The organism is Pseudomonas folii, from assembly GCF_014357575.1.
In the GTDB taxonomy this organism is placed as follows: Bacteria; Pseudomonadota; Gammaproteobacteria; order Pseudomonadales; family Pseudomonadaceae; genus Aquipseudomonas; species Aquipseudomonas folii.
The window spans coordinates 25,657-45,708 of sequence record NZ_JACONW010000031.1 but is presented as its reverse complement, the minus strand read 5'-3'; the positions used below and the strand labels follow the sequence as shown (position 1 = coordinate 45,708).

General features: G+C 58.3%; 20 protein-coding genes. 6 read left to right on the top strand and 14 right to left on the bottom strand.

The window, feature by feature from the left end; genetic code table 11:
• Positions 1-55: 55 nt before the first annotated feature.
• The 3 genes from H8S59_RS09260 to H8S59_RS09250 all read right to left on the bottom strand — a co-directional run bounded on the left by H8S59_RS09260 (position 56) and on the right by H8S59_RS09250 (position 1,047).
• Complete coding sequence (locus H8S59_RS09260) at positions 56-247, bottom strand: hypothetical protein (RefSeq protein ID WP_095092956.1); 192 nt, start codon at positions 245-247, stop codon at positions 56-58.
• A gap of 86 nt (positions 248-333) precedes the next feature.
• The gene (locus H8S59_RS09255) at positions 334-666 is read right to left on the bottom strand and encodes a hypothetical protein (protein WP_187521210.1); all 333 of its coding nucleotides are present in this window, start codon (positions 664-666) and stop codon (positions 334-336) included.
• A gap of 129 nt (positions 667-795) precedes the next feature.
• Complete coding sequence (locus H8S59_RS09250) at positions 796-1,047, bottom strand: hypothetical protein (protein WP_187521209.1); 252 nt, start codon at positions 1,045-1,047, stop codon at positions 796-798.
• A gap of 220 nt (positions 1,048-1,267) precedes the next feature.
• On the opposite strand from H8S59_RS09250, the gene H8S59_RS09245 reads away from it, so the two are divergent.
• From H8S59_RS09245 to H8S59_RS09235, 3 genes are read left to right on the top strand one after another with little or no spacing between them, the layout of a single operon-like run.
• Positions 1,268-1,702: a DcrB-related protein gene (locus H8S59_RS09245; RefSeq protein WP_187521208.1), complete on the top strand. Its 435-nt coding sequence runs from the start codon at positions 1,268-1,270 to the stop codon at positions 1,700-1,702.
• Positions 1,703-1,725: 23 nt separating this feature from the next.
• Complete coding sequence (locus tag H8S59_RS09240) at positions 1,726-3,003, top strand: PAAR domain-containing protein (RefSeq protein WP_187521207.1); 1,278 nt, start codon at positions 1,726-1,728, stop codon at positions 3,001-3,003.
• On the top strand, positions 3,000-3,533 hold the full coding sequence (locus H8S59_RS09235; RefSeq protein ID WP_095092962.1) for a hypothetical protein: 534 nt from the start codon (positions 3,000-3,002) through the stop codon (positions 3,531-3,533). The genes H8S59_RS09240 and H8S59_RS09235 overlap by 4 nt, the downstream gene beginning before the upstream one ends.
• 14 nt (positions 3,534-3,547) lie before the next feature.
• On the opposite strand, the gene H8S59_RS09230 is transcribed toward H8S59_RS09235, so the two are convergent.
• The 11 genes from H8S59_RS09230 to tssA form a co-directional block, all read right to left on the bottom strand.
• Entirely contained in the window at positions 3,548-5,488 is a 1,941-nt protein-coding gene (locus tag H8S59_RS09230; RefSeq protein WP_187521206.1) for a type VI secretion system Vgr family protein, read from the bottom strand.
• Positions 5,489-5,535: 47 nt separating this feature from the next.
• Positions 5,536-8,226, bottom strand: a complete 2,691-nt coding sequence (gene tssH / locus H8S59_RS09225) for a type VI secretion system ATPase TssH (protein WP_187521205.1) — start codon at positions 8,224-8,226, stop codon at positions 5,536-5,538.
• Entirely contained in the window at positions 8,219-9,271 is a 1,053-nt protein-coding gene (tssG, locus tag H8S59_RS09220) for a type VI secretion system baseplate subunit TssG (RefSeq protein ID WP_187521204.1), read from the bottom strand. The genes tssH and tssG overlap by 8 nt, the downstream gene beginning before the upstream one ends.
• A complete protein-coding gene (tssF, locus tag H8S59_RS09215; RefSeq protein ID WP_187521203.1) occupies positions 9,235-11,094 on the bottom strand; it encodes a type VI secretion system baseplate subunit TssF in 1,860 nt (619 codons plus the stop codon). Before tssF ends, tssG begins: the two co-directional genes overlap by 37 nt.
• Positions 11,091-11,603 (bottom strand): type VI secretion system baseplate subunit TssE, encoded by a 513-nt coding sequence (gene tssE, locus H8S59_RS09210; protein ID WP_371856676.1) that lies wholly within the window; start codon positions 11,601-11,603, stop codon positions 11,091-11,093. Before tssE ends, tssF begins: the two co-directional genes overlap by 4 nt.
• Positions 11,600-12,040 carry a hypothetical protein gene (locus tag H8S59_RS09205; RefSeq protein ID WP_095092967.1) on the bottom strand — a complete coding sequence of 147 codons (441 nt, stop codon included), beginning with the start codon at positions 12,038-12,040 and terminating at the stop codon, positions 11,600-11,602. Before H8S59_RS09205 ends, tssE begins: the two co-directional genes overlap by 4 nt.
• Complete coding sequence (locus H8S59_RS09200) at positions 12,040-12,489, bottom strand: type VI secretion system amidase effector protein Tae4 (RefSeq protein WP_027900002.1); 450 nt, start codon at positions 12,487-12,489, stop codon at positions 12,040-12,042. Before H8S59_RS09200 ends, H8S59_RS09205 begins: the two co-directional genes overlap by 1 nt.
• A 66-nt stretch (positions 12,490-12,555) precedes the next feature.
• Positions 12,556-13,044, bottom strand: a complete 489-nt coding sequence (locus tag H8S59_RS09195; protein WP_095092969.1) for an Hcp family type VI secretion system effector — start codon at positions 13,042-13,044, stop codon at positions 12,556-12,558.
• A gap of 137 nt (positions 13,045-13,181) precedes the next feature.
• Complete coding sequence (gene tssC, locus H8S59_RS09190) at positions 13,182-14,675, bottom strand: type VI secretion system contractile sheath large subunit (RefSeq protein ID WP_027900004.1); 1,494 nt, start codon at positions 14,673-14,675, stop codon at positions 13,182-13,184.
• Between the two features lie 15 nt (positions 14,676-14,690).
• Positions 14,691-15,206 (bottom strand): type VI secretion system contractile sheath small subunit, encoded by a 516-nt coding sequence (gene tssB / locus H8S59_RS09185; RefSeq protein WP_027900005.1) that lies wholly within the window; start codon positions 15,204-15,206, stop codon positions 14,691-14,693.
• A gap of 97 nt (positions 15,207-15,303) precedes the next feature.
• On the bottom strand, positions 15,304-16,320 hold the full coding sequence (gene tssA / locus H8S59_RS09180; protein ID WP_187521202.1) for a type VI secretion system protein TssA: 1,017 nt from the start codon (positions 16,318-16,320) through the stop codon (positions 15,304-15,306).
• 401 nt (positions 16,321-16,721) lie between these two features.
• Here tssA and tagH point away from each other — a divergent pair, with 401 nt between their 5' ends.
• Genes tagH through tssK form a run of 3 tightly spaced genes read left to right on the top strand, consistent with a single transcriptional unit; the run spans position 16,722 to position 20,051 of the window.
• On the top strand, positions 16,722-18,149 hold the full coding sequence (tagH, locus tag H8S59_RS09175) for a type VI secretion system-associated FHA domain protein TagH (RefSeq protein ID WP_187521201.1): 1,428 nt from the start codon (positions 16,722-16,724) through the stop codon (positions 18,147-18,149).
• Between the two features lie 48 nt (positions 18,150-18,197).
• Positions 18,198-18,701, top strand: a complete 504-nt coding sequence (tssJ, locus tag H8S59_RS09170; protein WP_095092972.1) for a type VI secretion system lipoprotein TssJ — start codon at positions 18,198-18,200, stop codon at positions 18,699-18,701.
• Positions 18,702-18,716: 15 nt separating this feature from the next.
• Complete coding sequence (gene tssK, locus H8S59_RS09165) at positions 18,717-20,051, top strand: type VI secretion system baseplate subunit TssK (protein ID WP_187521200.1); 1,335 nt, start codon at positions 18,717-18,719, stop codon at positions 20,049-20,051.
• Position 20,052 lies beyond the last annotated feature (1 nt).

Sequence of the window (20,052 nt, the reverse complement as noted above, 5' to 3'; positions counted from 1 at the left end):
TGCGCTCCTACAAGTACGGGTTTAGCATCCTGATCGCGCACAGGCCCGAGCAAGGTCACTCGTCCAGGTAATTATCTTTGATACCTTTGGATCTACGGTACAGGTAGAGGCCGACCCGTAAAAAAATCAGCACCACAGCAAACACCCCAACCGTCATCCACGTGTCGCCGAAATACTTTTCCAGAAGGTTATAAAAGTAGGCAACGGGAATGGCTACTGCGGTCATTATCAGAAAGTATTTGATCACTGGTTTTGACACTCCTTGTCTTCATCCCTCAAAGGACATTTGACGATCGCTTTGTCGGTTTGCCAAGCCGCCTCACAGGACGTGGATCAAACAAGCTCAAGCCGATACTGCCCCGGTTGCGTCCACGAAACCCTGACAAATTCTCCACTGAGCAATGCCTTATCACGCAGATATTCAAACACCTCCGCGGGGCACCATTCCTTGCCGTTGGAGAAGGCGATGTGGAGCAAACGAAGTGAATCGAATACCTTGGCTTTTTCTACATCATCAGCGACGTACCGCTCAAAGAGCCCATCCTCAAGCGCCCCAACGAACCCTATGGCATCTAGCTCGGTAGAGAGATTGCGGTCGTTGACCTTCACACGAACGACATCGCCATCTGCTTTTTCAACAAAGGCCTTCAACGCTTCGTTGATCAATCAAAACCTCCGTTTAGGTAACCCCATCCGTATCTGTAGTGGGAAACGATTCAACAGCAGTCTTTGAGGCCTGTCACAGTAACTCTTCTCGGCCAACGTTCGGCGGGCGAGAAGCCCAGGAAATTATAGTCAATTGCGGCTTCTGATCGCTGCCTCCACAACCTCCTCCAGTAGCCGCTCTTCGCTGAAAGTGAAATCACCATGCTGCGCAATTGAGCTACAGGTCGAAAGTTCTTGAATCGCAGCATCGGCAGTGACACCTGCCTGAAGCTCGATAGACTTCTTCGCGAAGAATTCCCCGTGCCCCATTTTGCCTGTGCTTTTCAATGCGAAAATTAGCTTGTCCAACGCAGCCAGCAATTCAGATGCCCTATTCACCATGGAACTCCCATCGTTTTGATCACCCAGGTTCCTTTTGGAACGAGGATGCATTCGCCGATGCGGATAATTAAAACTCTCCATCCACTGCCAGCGGTTTCCAAAAACGAGAACCACGCTACGAACAGGGATTTCTATTGGCCTCAGGTCCTTGATTACTCCCCCTTATTGCTTGAAAATTCTCCTCCATCCGAGCCCCATAATATGGAAAGTGATAAGCACCATGCCGTTATACAGACTGCAGGAAGCTGACCTGGACATCCCTGATGCCTGGCAGGATCAAAGCATCAATATTTTCAAGCTGCCAGCGGTAGGCACTGCGAAAGAAGCCAGCTTTGTTATCAGCCGTGACCCTAGCCAGGGCGACGCGCTGTTTGCTGACTACATCGAGGCTCAACTGTCGAGCGCTGAACAGCAGCTACCAGGCTTCAAACTCATCAAGCGTTGGGATTTCGTTCTACATGCCCATGCTGCAACACTCCTCGATTACAGTTGGCAACGCGAAGGTCGTGAGTTGATGCTCCGCCAGGTGTTCGTCGAACGTAAACCCGCCGTGCTGATTACAACACTGACGACGACCGTGGATGACCTCATTCATCATGAACCCGCCTGGAAGCAGGCTATGCAATCCATGATTCCTTTACCCCCGGCTGTTTAATCCACTCAAGAACTTTTCAGCGCATGGATGCACAAGCAGCAGCTCGTTTAGGCGATGAAATAGCCCACGGTTTTGGCGTCGCGGCAATGATCGGCGGTGCGGTGATCGGTGCCATGGTGGGCGCTGCAGTCATCGCCGCAACCGTCGCTACCGGTGGCGTAGCCCTGGCGATCATGGCTGGCTCTGTGGCTGCGGGTGGGCTATCGATGTTCCAGATCGTCAAAGGTCTGAGTACGATCTTCAATTTGCCCGAACCCGCCACAGGAACGCTCATAAGGGGCAGTTTCAACGTCTACATAAATGACCGCGAGGCAATGCGGGCAGGTGAGGATGCGTCTTCATCATGCAGCGGCTTCCCGGCCAACCATCCCTACTGGCCATTCCCCGTACTGATCGCCGAAGGGAGCGCCACTGTCTATATCAACGGCAAACCCGCCGCCCGGCTGCACAGCAAAATGGTCTGCGGTGCCCACATCAAAAGCGGTAGCGACGACACTTTTATTGGCGGCCCCACAATCGCGGTTGCGTTTGTCCTCGATATTGAAGGCTGGATGCATACCGGCCTGGAAGCGCTGGGTCTGCTGGCCGCCGGAGGCGGTTTGGTGTTGGCTGCAATGGCCGGCTGGGCTGCGCTCGGCACTGCGCTGTTGATTGGTGGCGCGACCATGGGCGGCATGGCGTTGCTGGGCGAACTCGGTGATCGGCTAGGGCCAGGCTACCGAGACTTGCTGCAGGGTGTGGCGGGTATGGCAATGCTGGGCCTCAGCCCGAAAATGGCAAGGCTCGGCAAGGACCCGCGTTACCTGCCTGGCCGGACTGAACAAGAAATCATGAGCATGCCGAAAGGCAGCCGACCACCGCCTCACGAGTATCTAGAGAAGTCTTACATAGACGCACACCTGCAAAAATTCGAGGAAGGCGGCAGCTTTCTGTTTACAGAGACTGAGGTCGTCACTTCAAGCCGCGACGGATTCAACCCGAGTAAATTCGTCATGGCTAAATCCGACATGGAAGGCGCGGTGGCGGCTTACAAAAAAAGCGGTGATGTGTCAGTGCTCGAGTCCGCACTGGGGTACGAGCCCGGATCGCTAGTAGGCGAAAAAATATATATGGTGAACCTCGATGCGCCAAAAGTGCTGATGCCAACCGGCAACGAGGGTGGTGTCAACAATCTGTGGCGACCGGGCGGCGTGACCCATCCAGGCGGAATGCGCGAGGCCGTACTGGACAAGGTGCCCATCTATCACGGCAATAATCCTGACGTGGTTATGGCCACGCAAAAAGCAGTGAGAATTCAATGACCTATGACCCAAACAATGTTCTTGCTCTGGCGATGGCCAACGACGAACTCGACAAATTCCTGGTGGGCGAGCCGTTTTACTTTTTCGAAACCAAGGACGAAAACGACGAGCCGCAAAACGTCCCCGTCGCCTTCAAACTGCTGATCCTGCCTTACTGGCGCGAAATCGGCGATCCGGATTTTCCGGAGCAATTCGTTCAGGCGCTGCTAAAAATGCTGAGGACCTACCCGGATAGAAACCGCGCCATGTATATGGCCCAAAGATGGTTGTTGTGTTACCGGTACTTCCTGAGCGAGAAGCACTCGGAGCCGACCGGTTTATATGCCGGGCTATTTGAAGTTGACATGAGCCCTGTAGCCAAAGAGCTCAAAGCACAGATGGAAGCTAACAAGACAGAGCTAATGGCGGACACCCGATGGGCCGGTGAACCATCGGGTAGCCAGAACGGGCTATGGGATCCGATGGTTCGCACGGCTTTGAGAATACTTCACCAGTTTGGCGGACCGGACCAGGTGCCCTCCAATATCTGAACGCACCCTTGGTTTCACGCGCCCGGCTTCTTCGGAAAAAATGCAGCAACCAATGAATCAATGGTGCCCTTGATGCCCTTGCCTTTGGCATCCAGGGCCGTTGCTCCTCCGGAGTTAAGGTCCAGTCGCCCGCCGGTGTCGATGTCACCCTTGCCACTGGCGTAGAGTTTGAACGACGTACCGGAGATGTTGATCTCGCCGCTGGCGTTCATCTCCAGCACGCTCTGACCGCACACCAGGCGAATTTGCGCGCCTGCCTCGATCAGGTACTGGGTGCTGACGCTGTCGCTCTTGGTGCCGCCAACTTGCAGGACGTCATTGCACTGCACCGCCCGAACGCGATCCGCACCAATCGTCACCGTCTCGTTATTCCCCACACTCTTATGCCGGTCATGCCCCACCGAGTGACTTTCATCCACTTCGACGACGATGTCCTGATTACGCTCGGCGTGGATGTACAACTGCTCCTCGCCCTTCCTGTCCTCCATCCGGATTTCATTGAAGTTGGCGGGCGTACCCCCCTTGCTGGACCGGCTTTTCATACCGCTTTGAGTCGCGTTGGCGGGCAGGTCGTAGGGCACGGTCTGTTCCGCGTTGTACACGCGACCGGTGATGATCGGGCGGTCCGGATCGCCTTCCAAAAAGCTCACTATCACTTCCTGACCGATCCGTGGAATCTGCATCGAGCCCCAGTTCTTGCCCGCCCATGCTTGAGACACACGGATCCAGCAGGAGCTGTTTTCGTTGGACTGGTCGTGCCGGTCCCAGTAGAAATGCACCTTGACCCGGCCAAACTGGTCGGTCCAGATTTCCTCGCCGCTGGGGCCCACGACGATGGCGGTTTGTGGGCCTTTGACGATGGGCCTTGAGGTGCTGGCCAGCGGTCGAAAGCTTTGCTGGGCATCGATGCAGGTCAGGGCGCTTTCGAATTGTGGACCGGCTGAGCCCGCGCCTGACTCATGGCTTTCCTGGGCGATGTAGTAGCGCGCGCCGACAATCAGGTATTCGCGGTTCTGATCTTCGCGGCCAAAGCCGGTCATGCTGAACAGGTGCCCCGTGCCGAGGCCTCGGGCATTGCCGCTCAGCTCGACGCGCTCATGCAGGCTTTGCAGCGCTTCGATGCGCGTGCGGGCGTAATGCTCGCCATCTTGACTTTGCACGTAAGTGCCGGGGTAGTCGTACAGCGGGTAATCGCCCGCCGTGTGCGGCCGGGGCATGGCCGAGCGCACGTTGATGCTGGCGGACGGACGCTGGAAGTCGTAGTCGTTAAGCTCCAGCGAACCCGGCTGGACTTCCTGAGCCAGCCGCCAGTCATTGATGTGGTCGCGTTCGCGGTGCTGACCATCAGGCGGGAAATACGGCACCGAGGCATAACCCGGAGCGTTTTGATGTGCGCCATAAGCATCGGCGAGCACCAGCACGTGACGGTCCTTTTCATGGCGGAAGAAGTAATAAATACCCTCCTGCTCCATCAGGCGGCTGACGAAGTCGAAGCTGCTTTCCCGGTACTGGACGCAGTATTCCCACTCCCGATAGGGGCGGCTCAGGGCGTCCTCGAAATCCGAGAAGCCCAGATCGCGAAAGACCTGCTTGATGATCTGCGGGATGGTCTGGTTCTGGAATATCCGGCAATCGGACGTCCGAGTCAGCAACCACAGCCAAGGGCGCAACGTGACTTGATAGCTGGCGAACTGGCCCTGGCCGACCTCCTGACTGCAACGCGCGACAATCCCGTGAAAATAGCGCTGGCTGCCGTCATCCAGGCGCAGCGACAGGCTCATGGGTTTGCCCAGCAACTGGTTGAGGTCGATGGCGCCATCAGTGGACGTGAGCTGCAGGGTGTAATCAAACATCCGCCCCAGCTCATCGCCGCCGCCCATGTTCTTGAGCAGCAGCACATCCGGCCCGAGCGGGCTGTTGATCTGTGCCAGACGTGTGAGTTGGGTGAACAGCATGGGTTATTCCGTTAAATAGCCAGAGTAGTTAGCTAGAGCTCGCACGCTCAGTTGGCATCGCCAAACTGATAATCAAATTCGCCGTCCAGTGCCCTGATGCTCACGCTCGCCAAGGGCTTGCCGTCGAGCATGCGGGTCAGGAATTCACGGCTCATGTCGGGCAGCAGGGTGTTGGTCAGAATCGCGTCAATCATCCGTCCGCCGCTTTCGGTTTCGGTGCAGCGGGAAACAATCAGGTCGACCACCGCGTCATCGTAATCGAACGCAACTTTGTGAGTGCTTTCAACGCGTTTTTTGACCCGGTCGAGTTGCAGGCGGGTAATGGCCTTGAGCATGGTGTCGCTGAGCGGGTAGTAAGGAATCGTTACCAGTCGGCCGAGCAGCGCAGGCGGGAAAATCTCCAGCAGCGGCTGACGCAGGGCCTTGGCGATATTCTCGGGGTCGGGCAGATTCTGCACGTCTTTGCACAGGTGTGAAATCAGTTCGGTACCGGCATTGGTAGTCAGCAGGATCAGGGTGTTCTTGAAGTCGATGACCCTGCCCTCGCCGTCCTCCATCACGCCTTTGTCGAAAACCTGGAAGAAGATTTCATGCACGTCAGGGTGGGCTTTTTCCACCTCATCCAGCAGCACCACGCTGTAAGGTTTGCGGCGCACGGCCTCAGTCAACACACCGCCTTCGCCATAGCCGACATAGCCAGGAGGTGCGCCCTTGAGGGTCGAAACGGTGTGCGCTTCCTGGAACTCGCTCATGTTGATGGTGATGACGTTCTGTTCGCCGCCGTACATGGCCTCGGCCAGCGCCAGTGCGGTTTCGGTTTTGCCGACGCCCGATGTACCGGCCAGCATGAATACGCCTACCGGCTTGCTCGGGTTATCGAGCCCAGCGCGGGAGGTCTGGATGCGTCGGGCGATCATCTGCAGCGCGTGATCCTGACCGATGATGCGTTTCTTCAGGTGCTGATCAAGGTTGAGCACGGTCTCAAGCTCGTTGCGCGCCATACGACCGACTGGAATGCCGGTCCAGTCGGCAACCACTGAAGCCACTGCCTGATAATCGACCGTGGGCAGAATCAACGGCGTCTCGCCCTGCAAAGCGCTCAGGCGCTTTTGCAGATCAACCAGCTGCTCACGCAATCCAGCGTGGGCTTCGGGTTGTGCTTCGCGGCCTGCATCGCTGTCTACAACGCCCGCGCTTTCACGCAATTGGGCGCGGGTCGCGAGCAGCTCATCAACCAGCGCCTTCTCTTCGGCCCAACGGCCTTCAAGCTCCAGCAAACGTTCGCGCTCGCTGCTCAGCAACTCAGAAGTGTTGTTCTGCCGCGCACCAATATCCACGCCAATCGCATGCTCGCGGGCGATGATTTGTAGCTCGGTTTCCAGCGCCTCGATACGGCGACGGCTGTCATCGACTTCAGCCGGTACCGCATGCAGGCTGATCGCAACGCGGGCGCAAGCGGTGTCCAGCAGGCTGACTGACTTGTCCGGCAACTGACGGGCCGGAATGTACCGGTGAGACAGCTTCACCGAGGCCTCCAGGGCCTCGTCGAGAATCTGCACCTGATGGTGTTTTTCCATGGTCGACGCCACGCCACGCATCATCAGCAGGGCCTTGTCTTCCGAAGGCTCGGCGACTTGCACGACCTGAAAGCGACGGGTCAGTGCCGGGTCTTTCTCGATGTGTTTTTTATACTCGGCCCACGTCGTCGCGGCGACGGTTCGCAAGGAGCCGCGAGCCAGCGCCGGTTTGAGCAGGTTGGCAGCATCGCCAGTGCCTGCCGCACCGCCAGCACCCACCAGAGTATGGGCCTCGTCGATAAACAGAATGATCGGCTTGGGCGACGCCTGAACGTCCTCGATCACCTGACGCAGACGTTGTTCGAACTCACCCTTCATGCTCGCCCCGGCCTGCAGCAAGCCGACGTCCAGGCTGCGTAATTCGACGTCCTTGAGCGACGGCGGCACGTCCCCGGCGACGATGCGCAAGGCAAAACCTTCGACCACGGCGGTTTTACCCACGCCCGCCTCACCGGTGAGGATCGGGTTGTTCTGGCGACGGCGCATGAGGATGTCGACCAGTTGGCGGATCTCCTCATCGCGCCCAACGATAGGGTCCAGTTTGCCGCTGCGGGCTTGCTCGGTGAGGTCGACCGTAAAGCGCTTGAGTGCCTCCTGTTTACCCATGGCGCTTGGGGCCATGGCGCCGCTGGCTTCACCCGGCACGGCACCGGCATTGAAACCGTCGCTGGCGCTCAGGGCGTTTTCCGGCGAGTCACCGACGTATTCGTCAAAACGCTCACTCAAGGTTTCAACTTTGACTTTGTTGAACTCGGACGACAGCCCCAGCAAGGCGTTACGCAGGCTGGGGGTCTTGAGAATGCCGAGCAGCAAGTAGCCGGTGCGCACCTGGTTTTCACCGAACATCAGGCTGCCGTAAACCCAGCCACGCTCAACAGACTCTTCGACTTGCGAAGACAGGTCCGTGATGGACGTCGAGCCACGCGGCAGACGGTCCAGTGCTTCGGTGAGGTCACGGGCAAGGCGAGCAGGCTCGACATTGAACTGACGAATGATGCGATGCAGGTCCGAGTCCTGAAGCTGCAGCAGTTGGTGAAACCAGTGGGCAAGCTCCACATAGGGGTTGCCCCGCAGCTTGCAGAAGACCGTAGCCGCTTCGATGGCCTTGTAGCCGACGCTGTTGAGTTTGCCAAACAGCGCGGCGCGACTGATTTCACCCATGTTTCTTGCTCCTTGAGAGTTGTGCTGACGTGGCCTGCTCGGCGTAGTGCCGGGCCAGAATCAAGTCCTTGGCGTCTGTTTGTGGCTGACCGAGCCAGGTATTGAACCCCAGCCGCTGGCGCCCGTTGAGTTGGAATTTCGGAACCTCGGGCTGCTGAAGCACCAGGTTCAGATCCCAGTCCAGTTCGTGACCGAGGTATTCGGCGACCCAGGCCACCAACTCCTTGAAGGGCTCACCGTCGGGCAACATGCCCATGTAATCGTCGAGCTTGAGCGGCCCGAGGCGAATGCGGAATTTGTGCTGACGGTCCCAGACGTGACTGCCCAGGCAAAAATCGATGCCCAGTTGATGGCCGCTGACGCCGACGCGAGTGCGCTCCGGCAACTCCAGCCATTGGCCGACGTATTCCTCGATCTCCACCGGCAAACCGAAATAGTGGGAGAGGATCGCCCGCAGCCCATCGGGGTAACGGGTCTGGGCAGAAAGATGGCCGCTGTAATGCAGCTTTGCAGTGTCGGGAATCAGCCCCTGCTCCAGCAGGCTCGGCATACCGCGCCCGCTCAGGGCAGCCAGGCGAGCCGCCCAGTAATCGTCGTCAGGACGATCATGGCTGACGGTCGGGCTGGCTTCTGCCCATGCGCGGTAGAACAGGCTCAACAGCCGGTGGTGGAACACGTCCAGAAAGCGTTTGCTGGCGCTATCGCCGTTATTGCGCTGACGTTCGCGCACGTATTCGGTGATGTGCAGCGGCAACGGACCATTGGGTCCGCCCAGACCAAAGAAGAACTGCTCCAGTCGCGGGGCTTTGCCATCTTCGGCCGGGCTCATGGAGGCCAGTGTCGACGGTGCGAAGGCGCAATCAGGCTGTTGCCCTAAGCGCAGTGGATCATCTGCAAGGCGCAACGAATGGCCGAATCGGGGCAGATCCGGGTATTCGCATTCGATACGTCGCAGCGCCTGGAAGAAATCGTATTCCCAGGGCTCGCTCTGCATTGACGTTATCGTGCTCACAGAGTTGGGCGGCGTCCGGGCTTGGCTTTCCATCGCATGATCTCACCGCGTTCGGTGGTATGAATCACCGTTTCGGTAAAGCTGTTGATCGACACGTAACGTGCCAGGAAGCGCTCGAAAACGGCACCGAGCAGAAACACGCCCGTACCTCGAAACGCGTTTTCGTCAAACTCAAGCGTGATCTCCAGCCCTCGGCCAAACACGATCGGCCCGGGCATCGGCAGTCGGCGGGTCACCGCTTTGCTGCTGACCTCTCGCAGGCCTTCGATCTGCAACTGGAGGGCGGCGTCGTTACTGTCGCCATACAAGCGCAACAGTTCGCGCAGCGCCGCAGCGCCCTGGCCCTGTTCGCTGAGCGAAAGATAATTGAGCGATAACTGACTGATCAGACGCCAGGCCTTGTTGTCGTGCGCATGACTGGCTCGCGGACGGCTCGGGCCGGTCAGACAACGTACGGCCGACACCGGCGCGCTGTCGGCCAGCGTGAAGTCGGTATTGCCGCTCCCCACACTCATGAACAGCGGCAGGTCGCGGTTGGTGCACAAGGCACTGACGCCCAGTTGCCGCAGATCCTGACGATAAGGCGCCTGCTGACCGTCTACCAGGCTGACGAACGTTTCGCTGCCAACGTACGTCGAGCGCGTGCCGTTGCGGCGCTGTTCACTGGACAGCACCCGCGGCTCGCGCCGTACCGTGTAATACGCCTTATCGCGGCCATAACGTGAAGGATCGCGCACGGCGTAGAACGGAAGAAAAGGCTGATCCGGCCCGGTGCCGTGGCCCGTTACGCCGGTCAGGGAGTGAATTTCAAAATCCATCGGCCGGGTGCGGTCGGCGATCACATGGTGCTCATTGACCCGGTCAGACAAGTGAATCCGGTCCACGCGACGCGGGAACAGGTTGATAGCCGGTGAGCAGAACGGCACGAACTGGTCGCGGCCGACGGAGCCTTCAAGACTCTGGTCGAAGCGATCAAAAAGAATGATCAGCTCCAGTTCCTGTCCGTCACAACGCTGCACGGCACGGGCCAGCTCGGCAAATTCGACGAACAGAAAACGTTGTGGCAACGCGAAGTATTCCTGCAACAGCCGATAGCCCTGAAACGCCTGCGGCACGACCGGCAGCGCGGCTTCACGGTCATCAAAACCACAGGAGCGCAGTGCATCTGCGGGCAGTCGCTCGACCCAGTCGCTGCCGGGCTGGCGAGCGAATACCGCACAGGCGCTGCCCAGCAGTTGCTCGTAGAGGCGGAACGGTTGCTCATCGACCCCGCTGAGGTAAAGCGGAAGGCTTTCCAGACTCAGCTTATTGAAGGCCAGCTCGGCACCAGTGCGCAGGGTAATGCGCAAGCCCGCTTTGGCTTTGGATTCGCTCGCTGCGAGACGCCCCAGCACCGCCGAAGGGTTGCCGAAATACTCTGCCTGGCTGACCTGCAACGGCCACAACGTGACGGCGTGAGCAGTGCGGTATTCGCAGGAAGTTTGCGAGTCACGGCCAAGCGCAGCTCGCAGGACACTGTTTCGCGGCAGCGTAAAACCGCTGGCCAGGGAACCTTCGTCGGTATCGGCCTGCATTTGCACCACGGTCATCGACGGTGTCGGTGCGAGGTAATGGGGGTAGGCGATTTCCAGCAGGTTGTGCGTGAAGGTCGGGTATTGCGCATCGAGCTTGAGCTGCACCCGCGCCGTCAGATAGGCGAAACCTTCCAGCAGGCGTTCCACGTAGGGATCGGCACAGTCCATGCCCGAAAGCGTCAGGCGGCCCGCGATCTTCGGGTATTCCTTGGCAAACTCCGCCGCGCTTTCGCGGACGTGCTGCAACTCCTGGTTGTAGAGGGCCAGCAGGCGCGGATTCATGAACGTCTCCGCTGTTCAGCAGGCGCTACGGTAACGTGCCCGGACTCAAGATCAAGATCCGTGCGCAGCAACAACGGCAAGGCCACCGGCTCGGCCCACAAGTCCCCTTCGATCTCGAAGCTCAGGGCATTGTGGTTCATTTCGCCCTGCCCGACCCGTGCCCTCACCCGCAAGGTGTTGCGCAAAATGCGCGGCTCAAACGTGGCAATGGCGCGATGGATCAGTATTTCCAGCGCGCCGATATCGATGCTCGAAGCACTGTTGCCCGCCAAAGCCGGCAAGCCAAAATTGATCACAGATGTACCTGCTGGGGTGTTGAGCGTCGCGTCGGCATCGAGCAGTGACGTGGTATTGAGCAACCACGCCAGGTCGCGCAGCACTGAAGCCTTGAGCTGACTCAAGGACAGGACACGTTTGTCGGCACTTTCCTGAGGGTTGCTCGGGTCGTGGTCAGTCAGGCGGTCAAGCAACGACGGTTGCAGACGCTCGCGCAGGGTCAGGTCGCTCACCAGTCGAACTGCCAGGTAAAGGTTTTCTGATCCCAGAAGCCTGGGCCGCAAGCGGCAATCCGACTCACTGGCGCGGCCTCAAGTTTGCCCTTGTAGAAGCGAACAGGCTGTAAATCGGTCAGGCAATCAGTACTTGGCGGCGGCATAGGCTCGCTACGCTCGACCATGACGATCAGTGCCTTGCGAAAATCCTCCACTCGCACTTTGTGTTGCCGATCTTCACTGAAGCGACATGGCCACTGCATATCCAGCGTTAGCGCTGCGCTCCCTTTGCGAGTCAGGACGCAACGGCCCTGCCCGTCGCTCAGATGGACAGGCTGACCGGCAATTTCGGCCGTCGTCAGCGTGCTGCTACTGGTGGCAGACGGCTGAGCTGCACATGCAGTGAGGCTGAGCAGGCTGGCAGACAGCAACGTGAACCCGGCGAACAGGCGCATCAGTTCAGCTCCCAAAACCAGACAGCCTTGGCGCGAACGAAGTAGTCACTGCCCTTGCTTGCAGTTAGACCACGATTCCACAAGTCGATGTGGTCACCGCTCGGACTGCCGTCTGGATCGTTGGGCTGATAGTAGAAATCTTTATAGAAAATGATCCCGGTCTTGTTAATCAAGCTGAGCCGGTCAGCCGGGCTGTTGGTGTAAATCTTTGGCGGCCCAAGCTGCTTCTTCTTCCACAGCCAGTTAGCCAGGGACTCAGCCCCACGCGCATGGCCATGAGCACAGCGCGGCTCGGTGTAGGTTGACGAATTGACCGGCAGAGTTCGCTCAGCGCACAGCGCGATACTCATCCGAATGGCGCATTGATTGGACCATGGCCCGTCACACGCAGCTGGCCCGGGATATGGGGGATAGCCATTCCACAGATTGATAAACGAAGGCTTGGCCATGGTTCAGGCATCCGGCAAAAGATCGAACGTGAAGTTGCGCCCCCGAGTGAACGGGGGCGCCTGCGATCAACGCTTGGTATTCGAACGAATGTTCCAGCCGTATTTGACCGCACCGCCGTCTTTGGTGCCGTCTGCTTTTTGTGGCTGATAGTCGACCAGAACCTGAGCGAAGTTCAGGGTCACGTTTTCAGTCAAACGATCATCGCTGCCCGAGCCGCCGGTGCTCAGCGAGGTGATCAGCACTTCTTCAAGGTTGATGATCAGGTACTCGACCTGGCTTTCACCACCGGCCTTGCGCACGGTGAGCGTAACCTTGTCGATGTGTTTACCGGAGCTGCACAGCATCATCAGATTTGGCGTGGACTTGTCGACGTACTTGGTGATCGACAGGTCCTGAATGTTCACCTTGCCAGCACCGCCACCGCTGCCCACGTGCATGTTGCCGGACTGGGACATGCCCCAGCTCCAGTTCAGCACGTCGATTTCGTCCTTGTGGGCCTTGTCCATGGACTCGCCCTTGATGTCACCGATCTTGATGAAAATATCGACAGCCATGTTTTCTCCTGATGTGGCGATGGCCACTGGTTGTGTAAGACGGCAGCGCCGTTTGGTCTACGACACAGGAGCGGCTTTTGGGCGGGAGCAGTGAGTGCTGACTCCCGGTTAAAACCGGTCCTGCGGTAACTGCTGAATCAGGCGCTTTTTGCCGACGGCAGCTTCGAAACCAGACGCAACGATACCGTCAGGCCTTCAAGCTGGTAGTGCGGGCGCAAGAAGAATTTCGAGGTGTAGTAACCCGGATTGCCTTCTACGTCTTCAACGACCACTTCGGCCGCAGCCAGCGGGTGCTGGGCCTTGGTGGTTTCGGTGGAGTGCGCAGGGTCGCCGTCGACGTAGTTCAGAATCCAGTCCTGCAACCAGCGCTGCATCTCGTCCTTCTCTTTGAAAGAGCCGACCTTGTCGCGCACGATGCACTTCAAGTAATGCGCGAAACGGCACGTGGCGAACAGGTAAGGCAGACGTGCTGCCAGATTGGCGTTGGCGGTCGCATCCGGATCGTCATATTCGGCAGGCTTCTGCAGCGACTGGGCACCGATGAACGCGGCAAAATCCGTGTTCTTCTTGTGCAGCAGCGGCATGAAACCGTTCTTGGCCAGTTCTGCTTCGCGACGGTCGGAGATGGCAATTTCAGTCGGACATTTCATGTCCACGCCGCCATCATCGGTCGGGAACGTGTGCGCAGGCAGGTTCTGCACTTCACCACCGGACTCGATACCGCGAATCCGCGAGCACCAGCCGTAGTGTTTGAACGAACGGTTGATGTTCACCGCCATGGCGTAGGCCGCGTTGGCCCAGGTGTAATTGGCGCTGTCGGCACCGTCGGTGTCTTCTTCGAAGGCGAAGGCTTCCACCGGATCAGTCTTGGCGCCGTAGGGCAGACGTGCCAGGAAGCGCGGCATGGTCAGACCGATATAGCGTGCGTCCTCGGACTCACGCAGCGAGCGCCAACCGGCGTATTCCGGGGTGGTGAAAATCTTGGTCAGGTCACGCGGATTGGACAGTTCCTGCCACGAACCCATGCCCATCACGGTCGGCGATGCGGCCGCAATGAACGGCGAGTGCATGGCTGCACAGACCTTGGACAGTTCACCCAGCAACTCGACATCCGGCGGCGACTGGTCGAAGTAGTAATCGCCTACCAGGCAACCGTAAGGTTCGCCGCCGAATTGGCCATATTCTTCTTCGTACATTTTCTTGAAGATCGGGCTCTGATCCCAGGCCGTGCCCTTGAATTTCTTCAGGGTCTTGTGCAACTCCGGCTTGGAGATGTTGAGCACACGAATCTTCAGTTGCTCATCGCTTTCGGTGTTGTTGACCAGGTAATGCAAACCACGCCAGGCGCTTTCCACTTGCTGGAATTCCGGGTGGTGGATGACCTGATTCACCTGCGCGGTGAGTTTGGCGTCGATGGCCGCGATGATCGACTCGATCGATTTGATCGCGTCGTTGGAGATGAGGTCAGTCTGAGCCAAAGCGTGTTCGGCCAAGGTCCGCACGGCGGTTTCAACCGCTTCGCGAGCACGCTCGGTCTTGGGTTTGAATTCTTGCATCAGCAGCGAAGCAAACTCGCTGGTTTCCTGAGTGGAGCCCTGTGGCGCCTGATTGTCACGCATCAAATCGGTCATGATCATTTGTCCTGATTAAGCACTGGGCTCGGAGTCCTGCGGCTTTGGCGCACTTGCCAGAGCCTGGAGCAACGCCGGATCCTTGATGGCTTTCATGATGATTTCTTCGGCGCCGGTCTTGCCGTCCATGTAGGTCAACAGGTTGGCCAACTGGGTGCGAGCTTCAAGCAACTGGTTCAGCGAATCGATCTTGCGAGCAACGGCAGCCGGGCTGAAGTCGTCCATGCTTTCGAACGTGATATCCAGACTCAGGTTACCTTCACCGGTCAGTTCGTTCGGCACATGAAACGCAACACGAGGCTGCATCGCCTTGAGGCGCGAGTCGAAGTTATCGACGTCGATTTCCAGAAACTTGCGGTCGGCAACGGCCGGCAGCGGCTCGGCAGGCTTGCCCGCCAGATCAGCCATGACGCCCATCACGAACGGCAGCTGGACCTTTTTCTCGGCACCGTAAAGCTCTACGTCGTACTCGATCTGGACCCGTGGCGCGCGGTTGCGCGCGATGAATTTCTGAGAACTGCTGTTCGCCACGTTGCTCCTCCTGGTCGCTGATGCGACGGTGTTAGCGTCATCGGCCGGTGCCGGTAACGGTGTTGCGTAACTCGGGCCAGAACAACTCGATTACGAGTCAGTCGGCCTCGGGTCCGCGCAGATTTTCAAATTGGGTCATACCGTCGGGAATCAGATTGCGCACGATGGTTGCGAAGTCCGCATTGACCAGCAACTTTGCCCGATTCAACAACACCGGAAGCGGGCTCGAAGGCTCGTGACGGGCGTAATAACCGAGGATCAGATCCAGGCTACGCAACACGTCTTCACGGCTACTGATCGCACCAGCAGAACGGGCTGAAATCGGAGCGCTTGATTCGCTGAAAAGTTCGCGAGGTTCGGTTGATTCTGTGAGCGGCGTCTCGGACTCGCTGTAAGCGGCTGACTCACCCAGCACTTGCAGTGCCTGTTTGAGTGGCTGCTTCAAGGCCGACAGATCAACACCCTGAGCCGAACCTACGTGCCCGGAGACGATTTGCTCGATGGCTTCAGCAGCATCACGAGCAGTCCCCAACGCGGCACGAATACCGTCCAACTGCTCGGCATCTACGTCCTGCAGCGCGCCCGCCAACTCATCGGACGTCAGGCGCTCATCCGCAAAATGCTGCAGGCCAGCGGCATTCAGGGCGGCCCGGAGACTGATCGGACCAAAGGCCCGGGAGCGAATCAGAATACTTTCACGCAGCAGCTGGATATTGGTGTCGCAGGTCAGACCGGCCAGCGCGTTGATTCTGACGGTCGGGTCGTTGTCGTCATCGGCGTCGAGCTGCGGGTAAAGATCGGCCCAGTACTGCGTGAGCAAGTCACGCGTCAGAACAAGGACGTTGCTCAGGCCATGGATGCCATCGAGGGCAAGGGCGCTTTGCAGGAGGAAATGGGTGATGCGCAGGTCTTTGCTGCGCTGCAGGAGAGCGGTGCTGGACTGCTCGATCTTGCGCCATTGGGGCGGCTCAGCGGGCTGAATTGAATCGCCCATGACACGCTCGGGCTTGCCCAGTGCGTCGCGCTCCAACTGCAAAAAATCGGCGTCATATTCCAGATCTTCGCCACACGGAGAATTCGCGGAAACAGCGGCGAGTAACAACGGAACATCCACCAAATCGATCTCCCTATCGAGGTCCGGGAATAGTTACGAAAATATCGCAATCACTTTGCATAAATTCTTCAGAGCAACTTCGGAACTTTGCTGAAAACGTGCGATCTGTGATGTCACGTCGATATCACAGTAATTTTAGAAGTTGTGCATTTTTGGTGTAGGAAACAGCCAATGTCAAGGTAAGCTGTAAAGCTCGTGAAACAGTTGTGACAGGGCTGGCATCTCACTGAACTCTGCGGTCACAATCTGTACGATGTTCATGAAGGTGTGTTTACAATCGCGAAATTCAGCGAAATGGCCGATATAAAGGGATATTTTTGCTGTTTTGATCAAACTGTAATCGTTTTGTCGCAGAAACAATCTTTCCGTTTTTTTGTTCGCGATGCATGCAAGGAGGCGCGATGTCGCTGCGTTTGACCATTACGAGTTATCACAAGATAACGCCAGGCCAATGTCCCGAAAAATCAATGGACAAAGGCGTGATAGCGATTGGCCGCAGCACGGACAATGATTGGGTATTACCTGATCCGGAACGCCTCGTTTCAGCCAGACATTGCGTCATTCAATATAAAGACGGCCGTTATTATTTGACCGATAACAGCACCAACGGTGTCGAATTGGTCAACGCAGGTATCAGGCTGCGTCGCGGAAACAGTGAGCCATTACAAGACGGCGAAGTTATCCGGATTGGCGAATACGAAATTCAGGCGCGCATTGATTTCAATCTGCAAATGATTGAAACCGGCCTCGGCAACGTGGACGCTTCAAACAGCTTTGAAGCGCTGATGGGTCGCCAGCAGACCCCGTCGCCCTTCCCCGCCTCTGCATCACTGGATACGCCGAACCCGTCAGGTTTCCCGGGCGCGTCCTCGTTCGATACCCTGCCCGACCTGTTCGACTTTCTTGCGCCGTCTGCCGTCCCGCCGGTTACTCAGCCGGACCATGTGCCAGCTGAACGACATGACTTTCGGCCGCCGACGGCCACTCATGCGCCCATAGCGCCTGCTCCAGTGTTCGACACACCAGTGCCCGCCGCGGCCGCGCCGGGTGTCATCCCGGAAGACTGGGATCTGTTTGCAGATACGCCTGCGCCAGCCAGGCCAGCGGCAGTCAGCGCTGAACCTGTGCCAGAAATCCCGCCAGCGCCGATTCCTGTGGCTGTTGCTGCGCCCGTCCCGGCTCCGGCCCAGGAGCAACCGACACCGCCGCGGGTGACCGAACCGGCCGCCAATCACGCGCAACCTCAATTGCTGCAAGCCTTTCTGCGCGGCGCAGGGCTGGATCAATTGCGCATCGATCACGCTCAAGCCGAAGCGCAAATGGAAGCCATCGGCCGCAGTTACCGGTTGATGGTCGAAGGCCTGATCGATGTACTGCGTGCGCGCACCAGCCTCAAGGGCGAGTTCCGGATGCAGCAAACCATGATCCGCCCGGTGGAAAACAACCCGCTGAAGTTCGCGCCCAATGCCGATGAAGCGCTGCTGCTCCTGCTGCGCCATGGCAATCAGGCGTTCATGCCGCCGGACCAGGCCGTCAGCGACAGTTTCGACGATTTACGTGCGCATCAACTGGCCGTCATGGCAGGGGTCGAAGCTGCAATCAAACACCTGCTCAAACGTTTCGAGCCCAGTGAACTGGAAACACGGATGAGTAAACCCGGTGGGCTTTCCAACCTCCTGCCCGGATCGCGTCAAGCCCAGTATTGGCAGCAGTTCAGCGAGCTTTACAACAATATTTCCCGCGAGGCGGAAGATGATTTTCAAGACCTGTTCGGTCGTGAATTCAGCCGCGCCTACGAGGAGCACAGCGCCCGACTACGGCGTCCGTGACAATACGTCAAGCAACAGACAACGCCCCTGGATATTGAGGAAAAATGGATGTTTCGTAGTGCTGTAGCAGCTCTTTTCATCATGCTGCTGACCTCTTGTGCAAAAGACGCTGCACCTCCTGCCGACGCGACGCAGCGTGCAAACGATGCCAACGCGTTGACGTTGAATTTCCAGGCGATCGCCGGCCTCAATCCCGGCGCCAGCGGCCAGCCAGCACCCGTGCGAGTGCGAATTTTTGAACTCAAGAACACCGCCAATTTCACCCGTGCCGATTACTTTGGCCTCGTGGAGCGCGCGCCTGCGACTCTTGGCCCGGATCTGATCGACCAGGACGAAGTGCTGCTACAGCCCGGCGAACAATTGAGCATCAAGCGCTCTCTTGACCCTGCAACCCGTCATGTCGGGCTCGTTGTCGGTTACCGCGAAATAGACCAGGCGCAATGGCGTGCGGTGCTTGATGTCGCCCCCGGCCAACGCCGCGAATATCAGATCAGCCTCGACGTGCGAGCCATACGCACCGACGCCGCGATCCCAACCCGTCCCGCTCAATAGGCAATCGGAGAACTCATGTCCTGGAACAATCGAGTGGTCTGGTCGGAAGGCATGTTCATTGGAACACAGCATTTCCAGCAACATGACCGTTACCTGGAAAACCTCATCGATGCCCGCAGTCGGCCATTGTCGGCCGGTGCCTGGGGGTTTTCCGAGTTATTGATCGATCAGGGCCTGCTTGCTCAGGGCAAACTCGCGATTATTTCGGCCCGTGGACTTTTGCCGGATGGGACGCCGTTCAACATCCCTCAGGACGACCTGGCGCCAAGCCCGTTGAGCATTGATGACAATCTGCGTGACGGGCTCATTTACCTGGCCTTGCCGCTGCGCCGTGCTGGCGCGCGCGACACGGTCGATGAAGGCGAAGAACCCGGCGCGGCACGTTACATCAGCCAGGTGCGCGAAGTGCGCGATGACAATGCGCCGTTCGAGAACCGCGCACCGGTAGCCATTGGCTCCCGTGCGCTGCGGCTGTTGACCGCCCAGGATGGCCTGGGTGATTACGCCGCCATCGGCATGGTACGCATCAAGGAAAAGCGCGCCGACCGGGCGCTGGTGCTGGATGACACTTATATCCCGCCGGTGCTGGATATCGCGGCCAGCGCGCTGCTGAGCGCGTTTCGCAGCGAGCTGTTGGGCCTGCTGCATCAACGCGGCGAAGCATTGGCTGGGCGGGTGGTAGCGTCCGGCGCGGGCGGGGCCTCGGAGATCGCTGACTTCATGCTGTTGCAACTGGTCAATCGGGCTCAGCCTCTGATCCAGCACCTCACTCACCTGAGTCCGCTGCACCCCGAGCGGTTGTTCAGCGAGCTGGTCAGCCTGGCAGGAGAGTTCGCTACGTTCTCGCTGGCCGAGCGCCGTCCAGCGGAGTATCCGCCGTACCAGCATGACGATCTCGCATTGAGCTTCACGCCGGTCATGCATGCCCTGCGCGAAGCACTGTCGATGTTGATCGACAGCAAAGCCACGCCGATTCCGATTGTCGAGAAAGCTTACGGTATTCATGTCGCCATGCTGGCTGACCGCAGCCTGATCGACAGCGCCAGCTTTATCCTGGTGGTCCGCGCCGACGTGCCGGGGGAAACCTTGCGCGGGCGCTTTGCCCAGCAGAGCAAAGTCGGCTCGGTGGAACACATTCGAGACCTGGTCAACCTGCAATTGCCGGGCATCGGCCTGCTGCCATTGCCGGTTGCGCCCCGTCAGATCCCGTATCACGCAGGCTCGACCTATTACGAACTGGACCGAGGCAGTGAGCACTGGAAACAGCTGATGAATTCCGGTGGCTTTGCCTTCCATGTGGCCGGTGATTTTCCGGGCCTGAATCTGGCTTTCTGGGCCATCCGAGGATAAC

Excerpts from the sequence above, each read along its gene's own strand:
- H8S59_RS09250 (WP_187521209.1), bottom strand. The coding sequence starts at position 1,047 with ATGGTGAATAGGGCATCTGAATTGCTGGCTGCGTTGGACAAGCTAATT.
- H8S59_RS09245 (WP_187521208.1), top strand. The coding sequence starts at position 1,268 with ATGCCGTTATACAGACTGCAGGAAGCTGACCTGGACATCCCTGATGCC.
- H8S59_RS09240 (WP_187521207.1), top strand. The coding sequence starts at position 1,726 with ATGGATGCACAAGCAGCAGCTCGTTTAGGCGATGAAATAGCCCACGGT.
- H8S59_RS09235 (WP_095092962.1), top strand. The coding sequence starts at position 3,000 with ATGACCTATGACCCAAACAATGTTCTTGCTCTGGCGATGGCCAACGAC.
- H8S59_RS09230 (WP_187521206.1), bottom strand. The coding sequence starts at position 5,488 with ATGCTGTTCACCCAACTCACACGTCTGGCACAGATCAACAGCCCGCTC.
- tssH (WP_187521205.1), bottom strand. The coding sequence starts at position 8,226 with ATGGGTGAAATCAGTCGCGCCGCGCTGTTTGGCAAACTCAACAGCGTC.
- tssG (WP_187521204.1), bottom strand. The coding sequence starts at position 9,271 with ATGGAAAGCCAAGCCCGGACGCCGCCCAACTCTGTGAGCACGATAACG.
- tssF (WP_187521203.1), bottom strand. The coding sequence starts at position 11,094 with ATGAATCCGCGCCTGCTGGCCCTCTACAACCAGGAGTTGCAGCACGTC.
- H8S59_RS09205 (WP_095092967.1), bottom strand. The coding sequence starts at position 12,040 with ATGCGCCTGTTCGCCGGGTTCACGTTGCTGTCTGCCAGCCTGCTCAGC.
- H8S59_RS09200 (WP_027900002.1), bottom strand. The coding sequence starts at position 12,489 with ATGGCCAAGCCTTCGTTTATCAATCTGTGGAATGGCTATCCCCCATAT.
- H8S59_RS09195 (WP_095092969.1), bottom strand. The coding sequence starts at position 13,044 with ATGGCTGTCGATATTTTCATCAAGATCGGTGACATCAAGGGCGAGTCC.
- tssC (WP_027900004.1), bottom strand. The coding sequence starts at position 14,675 with ATGACCGATTTGATGCGTGACAATCAGGCGCCACAGGGCTCCACTCAG.
- tagH (WP_187521201.1), top strand. The coding sequence starts at position 16,722 with ATGTCGCTGCGTTTGACCATTACGAGTTATCACAAGATAACGCCAGGC.
- tssJ (WP_095092972.1), top strand. The coding sequence starts at position 18,198 with ATGTTTCGTAGTGCTGTAGCAGCTCTTTTCATCATGCTGCTGACCTCT.
- tssK (WP_187521200.1), top strand. The coding sequence starts at position 18,717 with ATGTCCTGGAACAATCGAGTGGTCTGGTCGGAAGGCATGTTCATTGGA.